General features: G+C 64.0%; 20 protein-coding genes. 14 read left to right on the forward strand and 6 right to left on the reverse strand.

Annotation, left to right across the window (positions count from 1 at the left end; genetic code table 11):
* Positions 1 to 47 precede the first annotated feature (47 nt).
* The 5 genes from NKH22_RS10510 (at position 48) to NKH22_RS10530 (ending at position 3,684) form a co-directional block, all read left to right on the forward strand.
* On the forward strand, positions 48 to 476 hold the full coding sequence (locus tag NKH22_RS10510; protein ID WP_023686179.1) for a DsrE family protein: 429 nt from the start codon (positions 48 to 50) through the stop codon (positions 474 to 476).
* A gap of 73 nt (positions 477 to 549) precedes the next feature.
* Complete coding sequence (locus tag NKH22_RS10515) at positions 550 to 1,329, forward strand: SDR family NAD(P)-dependent oxidoreductase (RefSeq protein WP_023686180.1); 780 nt, start codon at positions 550 to 552, stop codon at positions 1,327 to 1,329.
* Positions 1,330 to 1,408: 79 nt separating this feature from the next.
* Positions 1,409 to 1,717, forward strand: a complete 309-nt coding sequence (locus tag NKH22_RS10520) for a putative quinol monooxygenase (protein WP_023691624.1) — start codon at positions 1,409 to 1,411, stop codon at positions 1,715 to 1,717.
* An 80-nt stretch (positions 1,718 to 1,797) separates the two neighbouring features.
* Positions 1,798 to 2,886 (forward strand): AbrB family transcriptional regulator, encoded by a 1,089-nt coding sequence (locus NKH22_RS10525; protein ID WP_023711109.1) that lies wholly within the window; start codon positions 1,798 to 1,800, stop codon positions 2,884 to 2,886.
* 45 nt (positions 2,887 to 2,931) lie between these two features.
* Positions 2,932 to 3,684, forward strand: coding sequence for an SDR family NAD(P)-dependent oxidoreductase (locus tag NKH22_RS10530; protein WP_023669968.1), 753 nt, complete (start codon positions 2,932 to 2,934; stop codon positions 3,682 to 3,684).
* Positions 3,685 to 3,737: 53 nt separating this feature from the next.
* Here the strand turns inward: NKH22_RS10530 and NKH22_RS10535 are convergent, their stop codons facing one another.
* Entirely contained in the window at positions 3,738 to 4,634 is an 897-nt protein-coding gene (locus tag NKH22_RS10535; protein WP_023821617.1) for a LysR family transcriptional regulator, read from the reverse strand.
* A 146-nt stretch (positions 4,635 to 4,780) separates the two neighbouring features.
* Here NKH22_RS10535 and NKH22_RS10540 point away from each other — a divergent pair, with 146 nt between their 5' ends.
* A complete protein-coding gene (locus NKH22_RS10540) occupies positions 4,781 to 6,316 on the forward strand; it encodes an MFS transporter (RefSeq protein ID WP_023821618.1) in 1,536 nt (511 codons plus the stop codon).
* A 10-nt stretch (positions 6,317 to 6,326) separates the two neighbouring features.
* Here the strand turns inward: NKH22_RS10540 and NKH22_RS10545 are convergent, their stop codons facing one another.
* Genes NKH22_RS10545 through NKH22_RS10555 form a run of 3 tightly spaced genes read right to left on the reverse strand, consistent with a single transcriptional unit; the run spans position 6,327 to position 8,589 of the window.
* Positions 6,327 to 6,641 (reverse strand): nuclear transport factor 2 family protein, encoded by a 315-nt coding sequence (locus NKH22_RS10545; protein WP_031198271.1) that lies wholly within the window; start codon positions 6,639 to 6,641, stop codon positions 6,327 to 6,329.
* Complete coding sequence (locus NKH22_RS10550; protein ID WP_023821620.1) at positions 6,641 to 7,417, reverse strand: esterase family protein; 777 nt, start codon at positions 7,415 to 7,417, stop codon at positions 6,641 to 6,643. The genes NKH22_RS10545 and NKH22_RS10550 overlap by 1 nt, the downstream gene beginning before the upstream one ends.
* Positions 7,418 to 7,422: 5 nt before the next feature.
* Complete coding sequence (locus NKH22_RS10555; protein ID WP_023821621.1) at positions 7,423 to 8,589, reverse strand: ATP-grasp domain-containing protein; 1,167 nt, start codon at positions 8,587 to 8,589, stop codon at positions 7,423 to 7,425.
* 482 nt (positions 8,590 to 9,071) lie between these two features.
* Here NKH22_RS10555 and leuA point away from each other — a divergent pair, with 482 nt between their 5' ends.
* From leuA to NKH22_RS10575, 4 genes are all read left to right on the forward strand, one after another.
* Positions 9,072 to 10,748, forward strand: coding sequence for a 2-isopropylmalate synthase (gene leuA, locus NKH22_RS10560; protein WP_023821622.1), 1,677 nt, complete (start codon positions 9,072 to 9,074; stop codon positions 10,746 to 10,748).
* A gap of 192 nt (positions 10,749 to 10,940) precedes the next feature.
* Entirely contained in the window at positions 10,941 to 12,710 is a 1,770-nt protein-coding gene (locus NKH22_RS10565; protein WP_352909491.1) for a tetratricopeptide repeat protein, read from the forward strand.
* 103 nt (positions 12,711 to 12,813) lie between these two features.
* On the forward strand, positions 12,814 to 13,617 hold the full coding sequence (locus NKH22_RS10570; RefSeq protein ID WP_023817389.1) for an alpha/beta fold hydrolase: 804 nt from the start codon (positions 12,814 to 12,816) through the stop codon (positions 13,615 to 13,617).
* 84 nt (positions 13,618 to 13,701) lie between these two features.
* Positions 13,702 to 14,319, forward strand: a complete 618-nt coding sequence (locus tag NKH22_RS10575; protein ID WP_023817388.1) for a hypothetical protein — start codon at positions 13,702 to 13,704, stop codon at positions 14,317 to 14,319.
* Here the strand turns inward: NKH22_RS10575 and NKH22_RS10580 are convergent, their stop codons facing one another.
* Positions 14,320 to 15,246, reverse strand: coding sequence for a metallophosphoesterase family protein (locus NKH22_RS10580; RefSeq protein ID WP_023683636.1), 927 nt, complete (start codon positions 15,244 to 15,246; stop codon positions 14,320 to 14,322). It lies immediately after the preceding gene.
* Between the two features lie 71 nt (positions 15,247 to 15,317).
* Between NKH22_RS10580 and NKH22_RS10585 the strand changes: the two genes are divergently transcribed.
* Positions 15,318 to 15,818, forward strand: coding sequence for an NUDIX domain-containing protein (locus NKH22_RS10585; protein ID WP_031195394.1), 501 nt, complete (start codon positions 15,318 to 15,320; stop codon positions 15,816 to 15,818).
* A 16-nt stretch (positions 15,819 to 15,834) separates the two neighbouring features.
* On the opposite strand, the gene NKH22_RS10590 is transcribed toward NKH22_RS10585, so the two are convergent.
* Entirely contained in the window at positions 15,835 to 16,821 is a 987-nt protein-coding gene (locus NKH22_RS10590) for a glutathione S-transferase family protein (RefSeq protein WP_023821623.1), read from the reverse strand.
* A gap of 271 nt (positions 16,822 to 17,092) precedes the next feature.
* On the opposite strand from NKH22_RS10590, the gene NKH22_RS10595 reads away from it, so the two are divergent.
* The 3 genes from NKH22_RS10595 to NKH22_RS10605 all read left to right on the forward strand — a co-directional run bounded on the left by NKH22_RS10595 (position 17,093) and on the right by NKH22_RS10605 (position 19,670).
* Entirely contained in the window at positions 17,093 to 17,629 is a 537-nt protein-coding gene (locus NKH22_RS10595; protein WP_023691638.1) for a GNAT family N-acetyltransferase, read from the forward strand.
* A gap of 106 nt (positions 17,630 to 17,735) precedes the next feature.
* Complete coding sequence (locus NKH22_RS10600) at positions 17,736 to 18,497, forward strand: 3-hydroxyacyl-CoA dehydrogenase (protein ID WP_023691639.1); 762 nt, start codon at positions 17,736 to 17,738, stop codon at positions 18,495 to 18,497.
* 6 nt (positions 18,498 to 18,503) lie between these two features.
* The gene (locus NKH22_RS10605; protein WP_023691640.1) at positions 18,504 to 19,670 is read left to right on the forward strand and encodes a CaiB/BaiF CoA transferase family protein; all 1,167 of its coding nucleotides are present in this window, start codon (positions 18,504 to 18,506) and stop codon (positions 19,668 to 19,670) included.
* The last annotated feature ends 18 nt before the right edge of the window (positions 19,671 to 19,688 follow it).

Here is a 19,688-nt window from a genome sequence, read left to right on the forward strand (position 1 = left end):
GGCCGCAGCCACGCAATTTGCGGGGAGCGCCAAGCCGAGAGGATGCCATGCGTCGACGCGACATGTTCCGGGCCAGCCTTGCCGGTGCCGCCGGCCTGTTCGGGCTGAGCCGGGCCGCCGCCGCTGAAGACAGACCGAAGGTCGCCTATCATCTCAGCGACCTCGATAAGGTCAACTTCGTGCTCGGCAACATCAAGAACCACTATGAAGGCACCGGCGGCAATGTCGACATCGTGTTGGTCGTGCATGGTCCGGCCCTCGCCGGCTTCAAGTCGAAAGGCATATCGGCGGCGATCTCGGGACGCTTTGCCGGCCTTGTCCAGCAGGGCCTTGAGCCGCATGCCTGCGGCAACACCATGCAAGGCATGGAGATCACGCTTGCCGACCTGCTCGAGGGCTTCCACGCCGCCGACAAGGGCGGCGTCGTCAAGCTCGCCGAACTGCAGCGCCAGGGCTACGCCTATCTCCGGCCCTGAGCCGCCACGGGCTTGAACGTGAAGGCCATGAGAGCCTACGAAGGGTGGCCAAACAGCCCGAAGGAAAGTGCTCATGACCGCGACCACCCTCGTCATCCCCGATCTTGCCGGCAAGGCGGTGCTGGTCACCGGCGCTTCGACCGGCATCGGTGCCGCCCTTGCACTGGCCTACGCCGCCCAGAAATGCCGGGTCGCCCTGCACTACAATTCGAGCCGGGAGGCCGCAGAAACGCTGGCCAAAAACATCCGCGACAGCGGCGGTGAGGTGTTCCTGACACAGGGCGACTTCTCACAGGCAGCCGATGTCGAGCGGGTAGTCGAGGAGAGCGCCGAAACATTCGGGCGGCTCGACGGGCTGATCAACAATGCCGGCGGCATGCTCGGCCGCGTGCCCTATGCGGAGCAGACCGAGGCGCACTACGACGCGGTGATGGACCTCAATGCCCGCTCGGTGCTGACGGCCTCGCGCAAGGCGATGCCATGGCTGAAGAAGCAGGGCGGCTTCATCGTCAACACCTCGTCGATCGCGGCGCGCAATGGCGCTGGCGGCGGCGCCGGGCTGTACGGTTCGGCCAAGGCCTTTGTCTCCAATGTGACGCGCGGCATGGCCAAGGAACTGATCGGCTTCGGCATCCGCGTCAACGCGGTGGCGCCGGGCACCATCGCGACACCCTTCCATGAGCGCTATTCCACCGACGAGCAGATGAAGGGCATGGTCGCCACCATTCCTCAAGGGCGTGCCGGCACGGCCGAAGACTGCGTCGGCGCCTATCTCTTCCTGTCCTCCGATCTCCTGAGTGGTTACATCACCGGCCAGGTGATCGAGGTGAACGGTGGCCAGTTGATGCCGTGAGCCGGCAATTGCATACTGCGTCTCGCAACCATGCATGTCGTGCGCACGTTTGCTGAGGTTGGAAGAAAGGGGAGAGGCAATGTACGGATTGATCGGAAAGATGCGGGCGGCGCGCGGCCAGCGCGACGCGATCATGGATGTGCTGCTAGCCTCGACCGGCGCCATGCCGGGTTGCCTGAGTTATGTCATCGCCCGCGACCCGGCCGATGCCGACGCGATCTGGGTGACCGAAGTGTGGACCGACGCCGCAAGCCACAAGGCTTCGCTGCAGCTGCCGGAGGTCCAGGCAGCGATCGCCAAGGCCCGGCCGATCATCGCCGGCTTCGAATTCCAGGTCGAGACCCATCCGGCCGGCGGTTTCGGCCTGCCCGCCATCAAGAACGAGTGACATCCCAACGCGGGGTCGGGGTCGTGAATTTCGTCCGAGACAGCGTTCGCATTTTTCTCTTCCAGGTCTAAGACCCAAACATGGACTCTTCGCCAGACCAACCGGCCGTCGAACGCATGGCGCGCATGCGTCCGGTTCGGCAGTGGCTGGTGCTGCTGATCGTCTCGCTGCTGTTCGCCGGCGCGCTGGAATACGCCGCACTGCCGGCGGCGCTGCTGATCGGCCCGATGCTGGCGGCGATCCTTGCCGGCACCAATGGCGCCACGGTGCGCGTGCCGCGGCCGCTGTTCGCCGCCGCCCAGGCCTTGGTCGGCTGTCTGGTCGCGGCGTCGATCTCCACCGACATTTTTTCGGTGTTCTACAAGGAATGGCCGCTGGTCCTTGTCGTGGTGCTGGCGACCCTTGCGGCGTCCAGCCTGCTTGGCTGGTTGATCAGCCGCTGGCGCATCCTGCCCGGCACCACCGCGGTCTGGGGCTCGTCGCCGGGTGCTGCCACTGCCATGGTGCTGATGGCCGGTGCCTTCGGCGCCGATCAGCGCCTCGTCGCCTTCATGCAGTATCTGCGCGTCATCTTCGTCTCGATGACGGCAGCACTCGTCGCCAAGATGTGGGTCGACACTTCGGGCATCGAGGTACCAGCCATCGTCTGGTTCCCGCCGATCGAACCGGCAGCCTTTGCCGCCACGCTCGGCGTGGCGCTGGTCGGCGGCCTGCTCGGCCGGTTGTGCCGGCTGCCGTCACCCTTCTTCCTCGGCACCTTCATCATCGGCACCATCGTCCATCTCGGCTTCGGCGTGGCGATGCAATTGCCGCCATGGTTGCTGGCGCTCTCCTATGCGATGGTCGGCTGGTCGATAGGGCTGAATTTTACCCGGGCGATCCTGCGTCATGCGACACGGGCGCTGCCGCAGATCGTCGGCTCTATCGTCGTGCTGATCGCCTTTTGCGGCGGGCTAGCCTGGCTGATCAGCCACGTCCTTGGTATCGATCCGCTGACCGCCTATCTCGCGACCAGCCCCGGCGGCATGGACAGCGTCGCCATCATTGCCGCCGCCGCGCAGAACGTCGACATATCCTTCGTCATGGCCTTGCAGTCGACCCGCTTCCTGGTCGTGCTCATCGCCGGGCCGAGCATAGCGCGGCTGGTGGCGAGAGCCGTCAGGGACTGAGATTCAAATATCCAGGGAAGAGGAAAAGTGCCCATGAAACGTCGTGTGAATGCCGTCGATCTCTCAGGCCGGGTCGCCGTGGTGACCGGCGGCGCGCAAGGCATCGGCCTTGCTGTCGCCCGGCGACTGCTGTCATCGGGCGCCAGCGTCGCCATCTGGGATGTGGACGAGACCGCCATGGCGAAGGCCGTTTCCGAACTCGCCCCGCTCGGCCGGGTCGAGGGTTTGCTGTGCGATCAATCGCTGATGGAGGCCGTCGACAGCGCCGCGACCGAAACCGAGCGCTCGCTTGGTCCGGTCGATCTGCTGGTAAACAATGCCGGCATCGCCGGACCGGCAGCGACGGTGGCGGATTATGATCCTGCCGCCTGGCGCCAGATAATCGACATCGACCTCAACGGCGTCTTCTACTGCTGCAAGCGCCTGGTGCCCGGCATGATCGCGCGCAGCTACGGCCGCATCGTCAACATCGCCTCGGTCGCAGGCAAGGAAGGCAATCCGAATGCCGCCGCCTATTCCGCCGCCAAGGCCGGCGTGCTCGCGCTGACAAAATCGCTCGGTAAGGAGTTGGCTGGCCACGACATCGCCGTCAATGCGCTGACCCCATCGCCCGCCCGCACCCGCATCCTCGAACAGCTCACTGAGGCCCAGGTCGCCTACATGCTGGGCAAGGTGCCGCGAGGCCGGTTCGTCGAAGTCGAAGAGGCGGCTGCGATGATCGCCTTCATGCTATCGGACGAAAATTCCTTCACCACCGGCGCAACGTTCGATCTCTCCGGCGGCCGCGCCACCTACTGAGAAGCGCCGCTGTTCCTTGCTGTCGCCGTCGCTGTCGGCCGCGAAGGACTAATTCAAGAGCCGCTCAGCGTCGCGGCAAGCCGGTCGGGAAGAAAGTCGACGAAGGCGCGAACCTTTGGCGACAAATGGCGATTGGACGGCCAAAGCAACCGGAACTGGCCGCGGCCGTCGACATGATCGTCCAGCACCGTGCGCAGCAGGCCGTCACGCAGCGCCTCGCGGACCAGGAAATCGGGCATCGAGCTGATGCCGAGCCCGGCCATCGTGGCGCCCTTCAGCGCCTCCGTGTTGTTGCAGGTCAGCATCGAGCGGACCTGCGGCTCGGCGCTGCCGCCGATGAACGGCCAGCCTTGCAGCTTGCCGCTGTTGGGAAAGCGGAAGCGGATGCCGTAATGGTTCACGAGATCGTCCGGGCGGCTCGGGTTGCCGTGCTGCTCGATATAGGAGGTTGCCGCACACAACAGCAGCCGGAAGGGTGCAAGCGGCCGCGCCACCAGGCGCGAATCCGGCAGGTCGCCGCTGCGGATCGCGATGTCGACGCCTTCGTCGATGAGGTCGACGATGCGGTCGTTAAAGTCGATGTCGAGTTCGATTTCGGGATAGCGCGCCATGAACTCGGACAGCACCGGGAACAGCAAATGATAGGTCACGATCGGCGTCGAAACGCGCAGCCGCCCATGCGGTGTTTCGCGGCTCCGCGACAGCATCGCCTCGGCATCGTCGATGTCGTCGAGGATGCGCCGCACCCGCTCGTTGAACAGCTTGCCCTCTTCGGTCAGGCCGATGCGGCGCGTGCTGCGCTGAAGCAACCTGACGCCGAGATCCTGCTCGAGCCTGGCGACGCTCTTGCCGACGGCCGATGCCGAGATGCCGAGCGTGCGGCCCGCAGCGATGAAGCTGCCGAACTCAGCCGTGCGGGCAAAGGCCAGGAGCCCATTGAGGCGTTCCATCGCATCTCTCCATTCGAGCGTTTCAGTCCGGTATATCTGGAGATTTAACACTATTTTTCTCGAAGTGTCGCGAGCCTATCTTCCCGTTACGACCGGCGCAGCAAGCTTGCGGCAGGCCGGCGGATCCTGGTTCAGATAGGAAATCCATGACCTCGAAGACCACAAACGGCGCGGTCGCGCCATGGCTTGTCCTGTTGTCGGTATGCCTTGCCGCCATGACAATGCCCTTGACCTTCACCGGCCCGGCCGTCGCGCTTTCCCGCATTGCGGCCGACCTCGGCGGCAGCCCGATCGCGCTCAACTGGGTGACCAACGCCTTCATGCTGACCTTCGCCGCCACCTTGATGGCATCAGGCGCACTGGCCGACAATCATGGCCGCAAGCGGCTCTTCCTTGTTGGCCTCGCCACCTATGTGCTGGCATCGCTGGGATCGATGTTTGCCCCTGATATCGTCTGGTTCGATGTGCTCAGGGCTGCGCAAGGGCTCGGCAGTGCCGCCGCCTTTGCCGGCGGCGCCTCCGCTCTTGCCCAGGAATTCGATGGGCCATTGCGGCTGCGCGCCTTCTCCTTCCTCGGCACCAGTTTCGGCATCGGCCTCGCTTTTGGGCCGATCGCGTCGGGCCTGCTCATAGATGCTTTCGGCTGGCGATCGATCTTCGTCTTGGTGGCAGTGCTCGCGATTGCAGCCGCTTTGCTCGGCCTGCGCACCATCAGGGAATCGCGCGATCCGGATTCGACCGGCCTCGACTGGGCGGGAGCCGGCACCTTTACGATCGCGCTGGCATCGCTGACCTACGGCGTGCTGCAAGCGCCGCAGAGCGGCTGGACCGATCCCCTGGTGATCGGGCTTCTCGTGGCGGCCGCCCTTTGCTTTGCCGCTTTCGTCGTCGTCGAGCGGCGCGTGCGCCGGCCGATGCTCGATCTCTCGCTGTTCCGCTTTCCCCGCTTCGTCGGCGTCCAGTTCCTGGCGGCCGCTCCCGCCTATGGCTTCGTCGTCCTGCTGGTGCTGTTGCCTATCCGCTTCATCGGCATCGAGGGGATGAGCGAGATCAAGGCGGGGCAGTTGATGATCTGCCTGTCGGGACCGCTGTTGATCCTGCCACTGCTCGCCGGCCAGGTAGCGCGCTGGATCGCTCCGGCAACGATCTGCGGTGTCGGCCTGCTTGTGGCCGCCGGCGGCCTTGTCTGGCTGAGCCTGACACCGCCTGTCGTCGCAGCGCTGGTGGCGCCGCTGATCCTCATCGGCGTCGGCATCGCCCTGCCCTGGGGGCTGATGGACGGACTTGCCGTCGGCGTCGTGCCGAAAGAGCGTGCCGGCATGGCGGTCGGCATCTTCAACACCACCCGCGTCGCTTGCGAAGGCGTGGCGCTGGCGATCGTCATGGCAGTCCTGTCGGGTTTCACGGCAGCCCAACTGGCGGCTCAGGGAACGGCATCTTCCCTGGATGCAACCGCCGCCGCGCAGCTGCTGGTGACCGGCAACATCGGCGAAGCGGCAGCCCACTTGCCGGGTGCCGGAGCCACGGTCCTGGTCCAGGCCTATGAGACCGCGTTCGACAGGCTGCTGATCGTGCTGGCGGCAATCACCATCGTCACCGCTCTTGTCGTCTTTCTCGGCTTGCGCCGTGGATCGGCGGTGGAACACGAGACCATTGCTCTGCCGGTTTGCCAGGAAGGGTAGCTGAGCCGTGTCAGGAGATGGCGAGGCTCGCTATGCGGTGGCCGTCCAGCACGAAGGTCATGTCACCCTCGCCGTTGAAGCCATTGCCTTTCACGGCGATGCGGACGCGGTAGCTGCCCTCGACCTCGGCGATGCGGACAATGCTAAGATTGGACTTCACGCCGATATTGTCCGACTGGTTCCAGCGCGCGATCTGCTGGCGGCCTTGGAAGGACCGCCCCCAGTCGGTCAGGGACGCGTCGGCTGTGAACGTGTCGAGAACGGCTTCGCTATCACCCGCATTGGTGGCCTCGATAAAGCGGCGGATAGGTTCGGGTGTGGTCATCAATCGAGCCGGTGCATCAGATCGTCATCCAGCCAGCGGCCGAAGAAATAGACCAGCTGCTTGTGCCACCATGGCCAGTCATGACTGACATCGCCGCCCCAATAGTCGACCCAGGCGGGAATGGATTTGTCGCGCAGGATCTGTTCCAGCCTGCGCGTCTCGACCAGCATCCGCTCTTCCCAGGCGCCCTGCCCGCAGCAGAAGATCATCCTCAGCGACTTCAGCCGGGCAAGCAGTTTTGGGTCTACGATGCCGGGCAGATAGTCGAGCGGCGAATTGTAGAAAATGTCGCCTTCCAGCACCTTGCCGAAGAAGTCGCCCGCCGAATAGACGCCCGACAGCGCGATGACGCCGCTGGCGAGTTCGGGAAAGCGAAAGACGAAGTTCGAGGAATGATAACCGCCCATCGAACAGCCGGTGAACAGCGGCTTTAATTTGCGCCCGCCATTGGCTTGCTCGGCGGTCGCCAGAAACTCCGGCAGCGCCTCCTCGCGCACATATCGGAAATAAGCCTCGTGGCGACCGATACGGTGGGCGGCGCCGGCATGCTTGTTGAAGAACGATTCCGAATCGACGCCGTCGACCGCAAACAGCTGGATGCGGCCGGTATTGATGAATTCGGCCAGCGCTCCAACCCCGCCGGAATCCTCGAACTGGTAGAACCGCCCCTGCGACGTCGGGAACACCACCACCGGCCGGCCGGCATGGCCGTAGCGCTTGTATTCCATGTCGCGGCCGAGGTTGCCGGAGAAATGCTTGTGATAGGAGATGTCCATCGCGTTCAAGCCTTTTCCGCGTGGATGTAGGCGACGGCCGCGCGCAGTGCTGCTTCGTCTTTCGAGCGCATCTGGTAGGCGTAATTTCCCATGGCGCGGCTGAAAACCTCTTCAATTGGCTGATGATGGACGATCTTGTCGCGATGCGCGGCTATCACGTCCTCATGGCTGTGCAAATAGTGGAGGTGCTGCTTGCGGCTGGCATAGGCGGTGAAATATTTGCCCTCGTAAGGCCCGCCGGCGGCATCCTTCACCACCATGTCCGCCCAGGCCGCGTAGACGTCGATGTCGAACGTGTAGTTGATCGCATCGGTCATCCAGGCGCCGGGCGGCCGCATGTTGACCTCAAGCGCGATGACGCGGTCGTCCTTGGTTTCGAACAGCTCGATGTGGAAGAAGCGCTCGCGCACGTCGAACGCCTTGAGGATTTTGCGGCCGGCCTCTTCGATCGCCGGTCGGACCTTGGGAAAGCAGGTGTAGCTCATGTGGCGATCCTTGTTGACCACTTCCATGATGCTCTGGTCGTAGCGGTGGCTGGCCGCCAGCACCACCTCGCCGTCACGGTTGACCAGCCCATCGAAGGTCACCACCAGCCCCTCGATGAATTGCTCCATGACGAAGGTCACGTCCTCGGGCTTGTCTCTGAAGAACTGGTCAAGCTCCCTGGCGTTGGAAATCTTGAAAGTGTTCGAGGCGCCGGACCCGGAATCGGGCTTCACCACCACGGGATAGCCGACGCGGCGGATGAAGGTCATGGCGCCGGCCCGGTCGGAGCATTTGCGCTGGGCGATGGTGTCGACGCCGCTCTTGCGGAAGAATGCACGCATGCGGCTCTTGCGCTTCAAATTCTTCACGAAATCGAGCTTGGTGCCGTAGATGTTGAAGTCGGTGCGGATGTTGGCCTCCAGCTCCAGCCAATGCTCGTTGAGTGACTCGAAGCGCTCGATCCGGCCCCATTTGTGGATGAAATGACCCATGGCCCGGAACACCGGATCGTAGTCCTCCATGTCGGCGATGCGGTAATATTCCGACAGGGCCACCTTCAGCTTCCCGTCCAGCGCCTCATAAGGCGCATCGCCAATGCCCAGCACCGTAGCGCCGGCCTTTTTCAGCCGGTCGCAGAAATCGGCGCCGTTGGCGGGAAAATGCGGCGAGAAGAAAACAAAATTCACGGATGATCCCTCCGACGGCGAAGCATTGCGGCCTCGGCCACACGCAAGTCTGGCGCATTTGCCGCGCATGGGGAAGAGTGCTCGCGAGTGGTGGAATGGCAGCCCACTTGCCTGTCCATGACGGCTCCTGTATGAACCCCGCCATGAACACGCGCGTCTCCTCCGTCGCTTCCCGTCCGACCGGCTTTGCCGGCGAGACCGTGCGCGCGCTGGCATCGACCCTGCTTCTTCTCGGCCTTATCGGCGATCGCCGGGTTCGCTGAAGGAGCGCCCGGCGGTCGAACCGCCGCTTACGCGCACGCTCCTTGGCCAGTTCAGAAATTGGCAATTCACATCAAGCGAACGAAAATCTGATAAGGCGCTGCTCGCCCTGGAATCCGTCCGAAGACCGATCCGCGAGCCGCCGGGAGAACAAGACGATGAACGCACGAGAAGACATCCGCGCCGGCGAAGCCGAAAGCGTAAAACGCGCGGCCGGCCACATGCCGGGCGCGGCCCGAAAATACCAGCCCTACCCGACGGTCGGTCTCACCGACCGCACCTGGCCCAACAAGGTCATCGACAAGGCACCGATCTGGTGTTCGGTCGATTTGCGCGACGGCAACCAGGCGCTGATCGATCCGATGGGTCATGAGCGCAAGGCGCGCATGTTCGCCCTGCTGCTCGACATGGGTTTCAAGGAGATCGAGATCGGTTTCCCCTCGGCCTCGCAGACCGATTTCGATTTCGCCCGCTGGTGCATCGAGGAAGGCAATGTGCCGGCTGATGTTTCGCTACAGGTGCTGGTGCAGTGCCGTCCCGAACTCATCACCCGCACCTTCGAATCTCTGAAGGGCGCCACCAACCCGATCGTGCATTTCTACAATTCGACCAGCGAGTTGCAGCGTCGCGTCGTCTTCGAGAAGGATGTCGGCGGTATCAAGCGCATCGCCACCGACGCGGCCAAGATGATCACCGACATGGCGGCCAAGGCCGGCGGCGGTTATCGCTTCGAATATTCGCCCGAAAGCTTTACCGGCACCGAGCTCGAAGTCGCGCTGGAGATATGCAACGCCGTCACCGAGATCGTGAAGCCGACAGCCGACAACAAGCTGATCATCAACCTGCCGTCGACGGTCGAGATGTCGACGCCCAACATCTATGCCGACCGGATCGAATGGATGTGCCGCAACCTGGACGACCGCGAGAACCTGCTGATCTCGCTGCACCCCCACAACGATCGCGGCACCGGCATCGCCACCACCGAGCTCGGCCTGATGGCGGGTGCGGACCGCGTCGAAGGCACGCTGTTCGGCAATGGCGAGCGCACCGGAAATGTCGACATCGTGACGCTGGCGCTCAACATGTACACGCAAGGCGTCGATCCCCATCTGGATTGCTCCGACATCAACCGGATGAAGGACGTCTACGAATATTCCAACCAGCTGAAGATCTCCGAGCGCCATCCCTATGTCGGCGAACTCGTCTACACCGCCTTTTCCGGCTCGCACCAGGACGCCATCAACAAGGGCATGAAGGCCTTGAAGAAGGCCAACACGCCGGTCTGGGAAGTGCCCTATCTGCCGATCGATCCGGCCGATGTCGGACGCAGCTACGAGGCGATCATCCGCATCAACTCGCAGTCGGGCAAAGGCGGCATCGCCTATGTACTGCAGGCCGATTACGGCCTCAATCTGCCGCGCAACCTGCAGATCGAGTTCAGCCAGGAGATCCAGGCGATCACCGACGCCGAAGGCAAGGAAGTGCCGGCAAAACGCATCCATGACCGCTTTATCGAAACCTATGTCGACCAGCCCGGCGCACGACTGAAGTTCCTCGACCATCACACCTATCCCGATACCGAGAAAAAGGGCCGGCGCGTGGTCGAGGCGGTGATCCTCGACAACGGCAAGGAGACGACAATCGCCGGCTCCGGCACCGGCCCGATCGACGGCTTCGTCGATGCGCTGTCGCGTCATGTTGGCGTCGACATGTCGGTGCTTGATTATTCCGAACATTCGCTCCAGCGCGGCTCGAACGCCTCGGCGATTTCCTATGTCGAGATGGAATATCCCGGCAGCAAGCTGTTCGGCGCCGGCATCAACACCAACATCGTCGCCGCCTCGCTGGAAGCCGTTGTTTCGGCCGCCAACCGGATAATCGGCCGCAAGGCCGGCTGATATTTCCCGGGCGCCGAATGTCCGCGGCGCCCGGAAATCCCCCATTTGCCGAGGGAAATTCCGGTTTTTTGTGTCAACCACCGGCAACTATCCGGTGTGTTACGCGATCGCATAACATAAGCATGCTTGTATGGAAGTGCAGGCTCTATATGATTGCGCCTCAACCTGTGCCGACTTCGAGAGGATCGACACTTGCAGCATGCCACGCCTGCCGCCCCCGCAGTGCGCGAGACACTGGAGCGACTGCTCGCCAGCGAAACGTTCGGACGTTCCGAGCGCGCGCGCAAGTTGCTGCGCTATCTTGTTGAGCGCGAGCAGGCCGGCGAAGCCGACAGGCTCAAGGGTTTCTCCATCGCCATGGACGTCTTCGGCAAGGACGGCGATTTCGATTCGTCGACCGACGCCGTTGTCCGGGTGCAGGCAGGCCGGCTGCGCGAACTTCTCCAGCATTATTTCGCCAATGAAGGCATAGCCGAACCGGTTCGCATTGCCATTCCGCGCGGCGGCTACGTGCCGTCCTATGAGCTCAACGCCATACGCCTGCCGGTTGGGCAGGAGCCGCTTGCGGCGGCGGTAGCCGCCTTGCCCGGATCGCCCGACCAGACGGCTCTTGACGCCGTTCCCGCTGGCGCGACGGCCGCGGGGGTTACAGAACCTGGGCCTTCGCTGGCGCGCCATCTCCAGTTCTTCTGGGTCGCCATGACGCTGGTCATCCTCATGCTGGGCGTGCTCATCCTGCGCCAGGGCAGCGGCGCATTGCTTGCCAGCAGTGATCCGACCTCGGTGGTCGAGACTGCTGGCGTAACGAGCAGCATCGCATCGCCGTCGATGGAGGCCCTGCCCCTCGTCTACATCGCCGTGAAGGCCACCGGCCCCGAGGCCGGCCGCGTCACCGCTTCGCTGCGCGCCGGCCTTGCCGGTTTCGACACCATCGACTTCATCGGCCGCGACGCCGACAGCAAGCGCGACCCAAGCACCGACCCGACCAGCTTCGTTTTCGATGTCCTGCCGGGACCAATGGCAGGTGACGTGACGCTCGAACTGCAGAGCGTGGCGACCGGCCGCGTGCTTTTGTCCCGCAGTCTGACGGCCGCCGACAGCGCACCTGGCACCGTCGAGGATCGTATCGCCGCCATCCTCAGCTCGACCATTCCCGCCTCCGGCCCGCTCTACAGCTACATCGAACAGAACGGCATTCAGACCGGGCTGACGAGCTGCCTGATCCTCAACGACAGATACTATCTCGACCAGAGCACCAGGACGCACGAGGCTGCCTATCGCTGCCTGGACAAGCTCGCCGGCCAGGGTGCGAAATCGTCCTTGGTCTATTCGGAACTGGCCTCCCTGACCCTTGAGGCCGCCACCGATCATTACGCCTATCCACCTGGCGCGACGGTCGAACAGGCAATGTCTTTCGCCCATCGCGCCATCCAGATGGGACCGACCAGCCCTTATGCGCACCGCGCCTACGGCTACCTCAACTCGCGCCTCGGCAACACCGAGGAATCGATCCGCTGGATGCGCAAGGCCTATGAGCTCAACCCCTACGACCTCGGCATGGCTGCCGCTTACGGCTATGGCCTGATCTTTGCCGGCAAATATGCCGAGGGAACACCCATCCTGACCCATGCCGTTGAGACGTTCAGCGGCCATCCGACATGGTGGGATTTTGGGCTTTTCGCCGGGCAATTCATGCTGGGCGACATGAACAAGGCCGCGATAGCCAGCGAGTCGCTGCGCACGACGGCGATGAAATCGCACTATCTGGCGGCGCGGCTGATCGGCGCCAAGGCTGCCGGCCGCGAACAGCTGGCAGCCAAGCTTCTGGATGAGCTGACCACCAAATTCCCGAAATTCGCCGCCGATCCGCGCGCGGCCTTCGCCGAGCGCAAATATCCCGCCGATCTGACCGACCGGCTGGTTGAGGCGCTGCGCGCCGCGGGCCTCGACAACGCCAGCTAGTCTTTCCGGATCGCGAAAACTTTACTGGCCATCGGTCTGGACTGGGAGCAATCCAGCCTCGATTCGAATTTCCTCTCCAGTCTTGCAATAATCGCACATTTTCATGGTCTCATCCCTCTATGTTGCCGAGCGGGGCGCCGGGCCGAAGACGGTCGTCCTGCTGCATGGCTTCGGTCGTTGCCATGATATCTGGCGCGAGGTGACCGCGTCGCTAGGGCCCGATGTCAGGACCTTGGCCTACGATCTTCCGGGACACGGACTGTCTCTCGAATTTCCTGGCAGCGGCCCGGCCAAAACAGCGGCGCGAGCGGTTCTCGCCGATATCGCCGCACGCGGGATAGCAAGGGTGCATGTCGCCGGTCATTCGATGGGCGGCGCGGTCGCCTCCCTGATGGCGCTTGCCGAGCCTGAAAGGATAGGCTCGCTGACGCTTCTGGCGCCGGGCGGTGTTGGCCCCGAGATCAACGGACCGCTGTTGCGCCGCTACGCCGCGGCCGCCGACAGACGGGAAATCCGCGCCTGCCTTGCCGCCATGTCGGGACCGCGAAGCCCGCCGCCCGAACGCATCGTTGGCGTCCTGGCGGACCTACGCCGTCGCCCCGGCCAGTTGCGCAAGCTGATTGAGATATCGGCCGTCATGACCAGGAACGAGCGGCAGGGGGTCATACCCCGCGAACAGCTGGACACCCTCGACATGCCGGTGATGGTGGTTTGGGGAACGGACGATCCGGTGCTGCCCTTTACCCAGGCTGATTGTCTGCCGGCGCATTTTCATATTCATCACGTGCTCGATGCCGGCCATATGCTGGTCGAGGAAGTACCTGATGTGGTCGCCCAGGCCGTGCGCCGAAACATGGCACGCCGCGGCAGGCGCCTGCGTCCGACATTCGAGGCCGCGGCGAGCTAACTTACTTGCGCCCCGCATCTCGCCAGTGCATTTTGCCGCCGCCTGTGTTAACTCGCAATTAACCATATCAGCGAGGCGACGCCGATGAAGGACACTGGCGAAAACATCACCCCCATCGACACCTCCCGCAAACTGTCCGACGCCGTTCGCGATGTGAAAAATGCCTTCGCCGATCGCGACGATGTCGTGGTCGACATGCGCGAGGCGCACCGGATGCGGCTTGATCTGCTCGCCGCTGAGCTCGCCCCGGTCTTTGCCGACGTGCCCGCCGACATGGACAATTTCGACTTCGTCATCTCCTCCGGCCTGCAGCCCCGCCTGTGGATCGACGCCGTCAGCCATGTCGCCATGGGGCGCGACCGCCGCACCTACCGCTTTCTCAGGGATACCCGCATCGGCCGCGTCGTGCTCGCCGAATCGACCGATATGAAACCGGTCGCCGATCAGGTCACGCGCTATGTGGCGGAGCGTATCGTCGAGCGCCAGCGCATGATGGAGGGCGGTGTCGAGCCGGCCGTCGCCGACCTGAAACGCGCCGCCGTGCCGGAAGCTGAGCCGCCCTTGCAAGCAGCCGTGCCCCGCAGGGGCTGGTCGACGTTCCTTTCCGGTCTCGGCTTGGTCGCCGCCGGCGCGCTTGTTGGCCTGGCGGTGGCGGCCGCGCTGTTTTGGGATCGCCTGATGGCGATGAAGATCAGCTTCTGATCAACGATCTGGAGGCCTCGGTGTCTGCGCGCCGAGTTCAATGACCTGCAGGTCCGATGGCGGCAAGGCCGGCCCGGTCAGGCCGCGCCGCGTCAGGCGAATCAGCCAATTGCCCTTCTCCCCGTCAATATCGAGCAGATTGTACTGTGCCGCCGGGTTCTTGCTGCCTGGCGACTGCCCGGCGGCGGCGACGCCGACGACCGGAATCCTGGCGCCGCGCCCGCCGATGAAGAACAGCGACGGCAGATGCGAATGGCCGTGCAGCACGAGTTCGGCGCCATGCCTATGAACGGTCTTGTGGAAGCGGGAGATGCCGAACAGGCGCTTTTGCTGGGCGACGGCGCCGCGCACCGGCGGATGATGGATCATGATCACCCGCAACAGGCCGCGTTTGTTCGTTGCGTCGAGCACTGTCGCCAGCCTTTGCGCCTGACCTTCGAGGAAGAAGCCATTGGCCATGAACGGCGCCGTAGCGCGCGCCGTCGAAACGCCGATCAGCGCGACATTGCCGCGTACGCGCAGATAGGGAAAAGCGTTGCGGTCGATCGGCGCAGTCACGCCGTCGCCGCTCATCCACGCCGCCCAGGAGCGGCAGACCTTGTCGAAGGCGCCCGGCACATAGGCGTCGTGGTTGCCCGGCACCACCGAGACATCCTCCGGCGAACCCAGCGTCTCAAGCCAGTGCTTGGCCATCTCGATCTCGCCGTCGAGCGCCAGATTGACCAGATCGCCGGTAACGGTGAGGTGGTCGGGTGTGCTCGCCTTCATGTCGGCGACGATGGTGTCGATGACGGCATCGTGCATATGGCGGCGGCGGTTGCGCTGCCAGTTGACGTAGCCGACGACGCGCTTGGACGCGAGTTCGCGATAGGTTACACCGGGAAGCGGCCCCAGATGGACATCGGAAATATGCGCGAGCCTGAACATCCTTCCTTCATAGGCGACGCGCTCCCCGCTTTCCACTCACTGTTTCCTGCCCATCCACGGTTTCGCTAGTCATGGCTATATCGGACCCGGAGCAGGCGTTTCGCCAGACCGGCTGGGCAGGCCTCAGGGCAAGGCTGTTCCATCTCTATTTCCTGCTGCGGCGGCCGATGACACTGGGCGTGCGCGGCCTGATCCACGATCGCGCCTCGAACACTGTCTTCCTCATCCGCCACACCTACGTTCCCGGCTGGCAATTGCCGGGCGGGGGCGTCGAAGTCGGCGAGACGCTCGGTGAGGCGCTGGTGCGCGAACTGGCCGAGGAAGGCAACATCGCGCTGACAGCCCAGCCGGTGCTGAAATCGATGCATTTCAACCGCCGCTCCAGCCGCCGCGACCATGTCGGCCTCTATCTCATCGAAACCTTCAACCAGACCGCGCCGAAACTGCCGGACCACGAGATCGCCGAAGCAGGCTTCTTTCCGCTCGACCGCTTGCCGCATGGCACGACGCCGGCGACGCTGCGGCGGCTTGCCGAGGTTTTTGAAGGCGAGCCGGTATCGCCGTACTGGTAGGCTGTCAATCCGATGCTCACGCCGCCTGCCTGAACCGCGCCCGGTCGTGCGGCGCGCCATAGTCGAGCCCAGGCCCGACCGGCACGATGCGCGTCGGGTTGATGCTCTCGTGGCTGCCGTAATAGTGCATTTTGATGTGGTGCAGGTTCACCGTGCCGGCGATACCGGGCACCTGGTAGAGGTCGCGCAGATAGTTCGAAAGGTTCGGATAGTCGGCGATGCGGCGCAGATTGCATTTGAAATGGCCGACATAGACCGGGTCGAAACGCACCAGCGTGGTGAACAGCCGCCAATCGGCCTCGGTGACACGCTCGCCAGTGAGATAGCGCCGTTTTGACAGTCGGCCCTCCAGCGTGTCGAGCGCCGCGAACAGCTCGCCGAACGCCTCTTCATAGGCCGCTTGCGTGGTGGCAAAGCCGGCGCGGTAGACGCCGTTGTTGACGGCTGGAAAGACCAGCGCATTGACCTTGTCGATCTCGCCGCGCAGGCCTGGCGGATAGAAATCGAGAGCGGCATCGCCCCACTCGTCGAAGGTCGAATTGAGCATGCGGATGATTTCGGCGGATTCGTTGGAGACGATGGTCTCTTCCTTCTTGTCCCACAGCACCGGCACCGAAACCCGGCCCGAATAGGCTGGATCGGCCTTGGTGTAGATCTGATGCAGGAAGTCGAGGCCGTAGAGCGTGTCGCCGGTGGCGCCATCCTCGGCCAAAAACGTCCAGCCCTCAGCACCGAGGAAATGATGCACGACTGAAACCGGGATGATGTCTTCTAGCTTCTTCAGCGCGCGAAAGATCAGCGTGCGGTGCGCCCACGGACAGGCGAGCGAGACATAAAGATGGTAGCGTCCGGGCTCGGCCTTGAAGCCGCGCGTACGACCTTGCGCCGGCGCGCCGTCGCGCGTGATCCAGTCACGCCACTGCGTCTCGGCGCGGATGAACCTGCCGCTGCTATCGACATTGGCCGGACGGTCCTGCCATTTGCCTTCGACCAGCAATCCCATACGAAATCTCCTTGCTTGCCTTGGCCAATGTAGTCGCAAGGCGGCAATGCCGAAGCCGTCATCTGCTGAACAGAGCGTCACTCGTATGAAACGCCGGATGAAAACAGCCGATTGCAGCCGCCGGAAATTGATGCTAGCGGACACTCCGCATGTTCGATCTTGGCTTGATCCGGTTTGACCGACGACGAAAGGGCGCCCGCGCTTAGAAAGCGCTGACTGGCGAACGCTGCCGCTTGCAGCAACCTTTCCTCTTTATCGGACCGCGAAGACCATGAGCCTTGCCGACGTGAAATACCTGCCGGAAACTCCGGCGCATGATCCCGAAATCGAAGCCATCAACGACGAAGCCTTTGGCCCCGGCCGTTTCGTGCTGGCCGCCTACAAGATCCGCGAGACCGGCGGCCACGAGCGCTCGCTATCCTTTGTCGCCATGGATGGCGACATCGTAGTTGCTTCGGTGCGCATGACCCGCATCGCCGCCGGCGCCGGACGCGCGCTGATGCTCGGGCCGCTCGCCGTGCGGCCCGCCTTCAAGAATCTCGGTATCGGCCGCCGGCTCGTGGCGATCGCGCTGGAGGCGGCCGCCAAGGCCGGCGCGCCGGCGGTGATCCTTGTCGGCGACGAGCCTTATTACGGCCCGCTCGGCTTCAGAAAGATCCCCCGCGGCCAGATCTCCATGCCGCGCCCGGTCGACCTCGACCGGCTGCTGTCGCACGAGATCGTGCCCGGTGCCGTGGCGCGGCTCTCCGGCGAGGTCGGCCATGCCAACCTGGCCAGGATCGCCGAGCAGGCACCAGTGATGGCCTGAGCTCCAGGATCGGTCGCGGCAGCGGCCGCGATGGATCCCCATTGGTCAGGTTGCACCATGGCGGCGACCTCCGTAGCATGACCCGGAGCAGCACGGAGCACGCAGCATGAACCCGAACGGCCAGATTGCGATCGTAACCGGCGGCGGCTCCGGCCTCGGCGAGGCAACCGCCCGCGCGCTGGCCGACAAGGGCGCGCGCGTCGCCATTTTCGATATCGGCATCGACCGGGCATCGAAGGTGGCGGGCGACATTGGCGGCGCCGCCATCCAGTGCGATGTGAGCAGCGCCGACAGCGGTGCGGCCGCGCTCGCCGAGGTGGAAAAGAGACTTGGGCCAGCGCGCATCCTGGTCAATTGCGCGGGCATTGCCATCGGCTTGAAGACCATCGGCAAGGATGGTCCACATCCGCTCGACCAGTACCGCAAGGTGATTGAGATCAATTTGATCGGCACCTTCAACATGATCCGCCTCGTTGCCGACCGTGCCGCCAAACTCGAACCGCTGCAGGGCGGCGAGCGCGGCGTCATCGTCAACACCGCGTCGGTGGCCGCTTATGATGGCCAGATCGGCCAGGCCGCCTATGCCGCATCCAAGGGCGGCGTCGTCGGCATGACGCTGCCGGTTGCCCGCGACCTGGCGCGCTCCGGCATTCGCGTCTGCACCATCGCGCCCGGCATCTTCAAGACGCCAATGATGGCCGGCATGCCGCAGGAGGTGCAGGATTCGCTCGGCGCGGCCGTGCCCTTCCCGTCCCGCCTCGGCGAGCCGTCCGAATATGCCGCGCTCGCCCTGCATATCGTCGAAAACCAGATGCTGAACGGCGAAACCATCCGCCTCGATGGGGCAATCCGCATGGCGCCGAAATAGACGGCCATGGCGGCCGGCGCAGTGAAGACCGGTCCGCTGGCCGGCCTTAAAGTCATCGAGATGGCTGGGCTCGGCCCGGTGCCGCTGGCGGGGCTGATGCTGTCGGACATGGGCGCCGAGGTGCTGCGCATCGAGCGCACCGGTTCGGACCAACCCTTGCTGCCGCTCTCCGATGCGTACAATCTCGACCGTCACGGCCGCTCCATCCTGCGCGTCGACCTCAAGCAGGCCAAAGGAACGGAACTGCTGCTGCGCCTTGCCGAAAAGGCCGATCTGTTTGTCGAAGGCTTTCGCCCCGGTGTGATGGAGCGGCTTGGTCTCGGCCCGGATGCTGCATTGGCGCGCAATCCGGCGCTGATTTACGGCCGCATGACCGGCTTCGGCCAGGACGGGCCGCTCGCAGGTCGTGCCGGCCACGACATCACCTACCTCGCCTATTCGGGTGTGTTGCATGCCATCGGCCGGGAGGAAGGTCGGCCGGTGCCGCCGCTGAATCTGATCGCCGACAATGGCGGCGGCGCCATGATGCTGATCGCCGGGGTGCTTGCAGCGCTGTTCGAGCGCTCGCGCTCCGGCAAAGGCCAGGTGATCGACGCGGCGATGGTCGAGGGCGCTTCGATGCTGGCGGCCCCCATACACGCCTTCATGTCGGCAGGTCTGTGGAGCGACCGGCGCGGCGCCAACCTGTTCGATTCCGGTGCGCCCTTCTACGACACCTATGAGACGGCGGACGCACGCCACGTTGCGGTCGGCTGCCTTGAGCCGCGCTTCTTCGCCGCATTCGCAAGGCTGCTGCCGCTCGGCGAGGATTTTGTCCGCGGCCAATACGACAAGGCGTTGTGGCCGGACATGCGCGCGGCCATTGCCGACCGGTTCCGGCAGAAGACACGCGACGGCTGGGACGCGCTGTTTGCCGCAAGCGATGCCTGCGTGGCGCCGGTTCTGTCGCTGGCCGAAGCCAGGGATCATCCGCACAACCGGGCGCGTCACGCATTTGTGAAAGCCGGTGCGCTCGAGCGGCCCGCACCCGCGCCACGCTTCTCGACCTCGCAGCCGGCGCTTGCCGGCATGCCTGAAGATGACGATCAGCGACCTCAGACCGTGCTGGCGCGCTTCGGCTTTTCGACAGCCGAGATCAAAGCGCTTGTCAAAGCCGGCATGATTGGCCAATAACTGGATTTAGAAAATCAA

The organism is Mesorhizobium sp. M1252 (assembly GCF_040318265.1).
Classification (GTDB): Bacteria; Pseudomonadota; Alphaproteobacteria; order Rhizobiales; family Rhizobiaceae; genus Mesorhizobium.

Excerpts from the sequence above, each read along its gene's own strand:
- NKH22_RS10510 (WP_023686179.1), top strand. The coding sequence starts at position 48 with ATGCGTCGACGCGACATGTTCCGGGCCAGCCTTGCCGGTGCCGCCGGC.
- NKH22_RS10515 (WP_023686180.1), top strand. The coding sequence starts at position 550 with ATGACCGCGACCACCCTCGTCATCCCCGATCTTGCCGGCAAGGCGGTG.
- NKH22_RS10520 (WP_023691624.1), top strand. The coding sequence starts at position 1,409 with ATGTACGGATTGATCGGAAAGATGCGGGCGGCGCGCGGCCAGCGCGAC.
- NKH22_RS10525 (WP_023711109.1), top strand. The coding sequence starts at position 1,798 with ATGGACTCTTCGCCAGACCAACCGGCCGTCGAACGCATGGCGCGCATG.
- NKH22_RS10535 (WP_023821617.1), bottom strand. The coding sequence starts at position 4,634 with ATGGAACGCCTCAATGGGCTCCTGGCCTTTGCCCGCACGGCTGAGTTC.
- NKH22_RS10540 (WP_023821618.1), top strand. The coding sequence starts at position 4,781 with ATGACCTCGAAGACCACAAACGGCGCGGTCGCGCCATGGCTTGTCCTG.
- NKH22_RS10545 (WP_031198271.1), bottom strand. The coding sequence starts at position 6,641 with ATGACCACACCCGAACCTATCCGCCGCTTTATCGAGGCCACCAATGCG.
- NKH22_RS10550 (WP_023821620.1), bottom strand. The coding sequence starts at position 7,417 with ATGGACATCTCCTATCACAAGCATTTCTCCGGCAACCTCGGCCGCGAC.
- leuA (WP_023821622.1), top strand. The coding sequence starts at position 9,072 with ATGCCGGGCGCGGCCCGAAAATACCAGCCCTACCCGACGGTCGGTCTC.
- NKH22_RS10570 (WP_023817389.1), top strand. The coding sequence starts at position 12,814 with ATGGTCTCATCCCTCTATGTTGCCGAGCGGGGCGCCGGGCCGAAGACG.
- NKH22_RS10575 (WP_023817388.1), top strand. The coding sequence starts at position 13,702 with ATGAAGGACACTGGCGAAAACATCACCCCCATCGACACCTCCCGCAAA.
- NKH22_RS10580 (WP_023683636.1), bottom strand. The coding sequence starts at position 15,246 with ATGTTCAGGCTCGCGCATATTTCCGATGTCCATCTGGGGCCGCTTCCC.
- NKH22_RS10585 (WP_031195394.1), top strand. The coding sequence starts at position 15,318 with ATGGCTATATCGGACCCGGAGCAGGCGTTTCGCCAGACCGGCTGGGCA.
- NKH22_RS10590 (WP_023821623.1), bottom strand. The coding sequence starts at position 16,821 with ATGGGATTGCTGGTCGAAGGCAAATGGCAGGACCGTCCGGCCAATGTC.
- NKH22_RS10595 (WP_023691638.1), top strand. The coding sequence starts at position 17,093 with ATGAGCCTTGCCGACGTGAAATACCTGCCGGAAACTCCGGCGCATGAT.
- NKH22_RS10600 (WP_023691639.1), top strand. The coding sequence starts at position 17,736 with ATGAACCCGAACGGCCAGATTGCGATCGTAACCGGCGGCGGCTCCGGC.
- NKH22_RS10605 (WP_023691640.1), top strand. The coding sequence starts at position 18,504 with ATGGCGGCCGGCGCAGTGAAGACCGGTCCGCTGGCCGGCCTTAAAGTC.